At 47.1% G+C, this 1,809-nt stretch carries 2 protein-coding genes; both read right to left on the bottom strand.

Annotated elements, in window-relative coordinates; translation table 11 throughout:
• The coding region (locus DUL71_RS31770) for a chemotaxis protein CheB (RefSeq protein WP_279629804.1) at positions 1-1,281 on the bottom strand (1,281 nt) is incomplete at its 3' end.
• A 2-nt stretch (positions 1,282-1,283) separates the two neighbouring features.
• Positions 1,284-1,809: GAF domain-containing protein (locus tag DUL71_RS31765; RefSeq protein ID WP_482805321.1), on the bottom strand; the 526-nt coding region annotated here is incomplete at its 5' end.

Raw genomic sequence — 1,809 nt, 5'->3', positions numbered from 1 at the left:
GTAGATCAGCATGTTCCGGCAAGTTACGAGGTCGTTCTTGATAAACGGCGGGGACTTGATGACGTTGTGCCTGGCGAATACGATCTGTTTACGGATAGATGGAATGACAGAATATGCTTCCCGATCCTTAACAAAATATTTTTTCAGCAGATCTGCAGGAATCTCTTTAGCTACGCTCAGGGGGTAACTGTTCTTTCCGGCTATCTCAATGCTGGTCTCGTCCACATCGGTAGCAAATATTTTAATATCCAGTTGCTTGCCGGATTTCTTGACGCAATCGTTGATCAGAACGGCGATGGAATAGGCCTCCTCTCCGGTACTGCACGCACAAACCCACACTTTCAGTAGTTCGCCATCCTGCTTTTGAGCAATAATTTCCGGGATTATATCTTTAGCGAGCACTTCAAATGCGGCCTTATCCCGGAAGAATTTTGTAACCCCGATCAAAAAGTCCTTAGCCAAAAGTTTAACCTCTTGTTCATGGCTATGCAGATATGCCACATAGTCTTTTACATCTGGAATATCCACCGCCAGCATCCGGCGGGCTATCCGGCGTAATATGGTTGGTGTTTTATAAAGATTAAAATCCTGCCCGCTACTGGTGCTCACCAGTTGAAATAAATCATCAAGCAGCTTATCATCAATATTTTGTTTTCCTGGCAGGTCGGGACTGATTTGCTGGCTGATAAAATTGCGCAGTTCCTCGTTCATCTTCGCGGGCGGTAGAATAAAATCGGCATTGCCCGAGGTAATAGCACTGTTGGGCATTCCATCAAATTTCGCCGTTGAAGGTTCCTGTACGATGACCATGCCGCCTGCATCTTTGATCGCCTCGATACCTTTGGTACCATCGGTTCCTGTGCCGGATAAGATAATTGCTATAGCCTTGTCTTTTTTATCGCTGGCCAGGCTGAAGAAAAAGGTGTCGATCGCGGTATTGGGTGATTTATCTTTGACCTTATCCGCCAGCTTCAGCTTGTGGCCTTTAATGGTCATCAGCTTTTTATTGGGAATGATATAGACGCAGTTACGCTGCAAAGTCATATCATTGGCTGCTTCAGCTACTTTCATCTGGGTGTGCTTGGCAACCAGTTCAACCAGCAGGCTTTTATAGTCAGGCGATAAATGCTGTATGACGATAAAGGTTAGCCCCGAATCCTGGGGCATATGATCAAAAAACTCGTGAATAGCTTCCAGCCCACCGGCCGATGCGCCAATAGCAACAATATATCGGTCCAGCGAAGTTGCTTCCGGAAAAGTGATATGTTTTGGAGCAGCCACGTTTATGGTCTTGATTTTTTAGTATTGAATTCGAAAATAAAGGCCCGCAGGTTTTCGGCAGCGGCGATTTCCTGTGATGTCCAAGCGGCCGCGGTATTGCGTACAGTTTCCTGCCATAATTTAAACGAAGCCCGCGGGTGGTATTTCTTGCCATCAGGGTCGAAATTGATCGTTTTTGAAGGATCTCCGCCCCAGTTAATAGTGCGTACGGCTTCGGGGCGGAAAACTACGATGAACTCGCCACGTTCCGGGTTGACAGGAATCGAAAGTATACCGCTCGCGATTTTAGCATGCGGTATGGCTTCATCGAAAACTTCGGGCAGGCTATCGGTACTGAACACCTTGCCATCCTGTTTATTTTGCAGCCACAGGAACAAATTTTCCAACGTATCCTGGTCAGGAACATCGCCTTGTATGCGTAAGGCCTGACCTATTTGGGCGGCTGCGCCGGTGCTTTTCAACAGGTCTGTTAACCGAACGTCTCCGGCATCAAAAAGCCCTTCCCACAGGTCATCCTTTGCATAAGTT

This window comes from Mucilaginibacter endophyticus, assembly GCF_003351025.1.
GTDB lineage: Bacteria > Bacteroidota > Bacteroidia > Sphingobacteriales > Sphingobacteriaceae > Mucilaginibacter > Mucilaginibacter endophyticus.
Note: the sequence above shows the minus strand (reverse complement) of the source record. Positions and strands in the feature narration are given on the sequence as shown.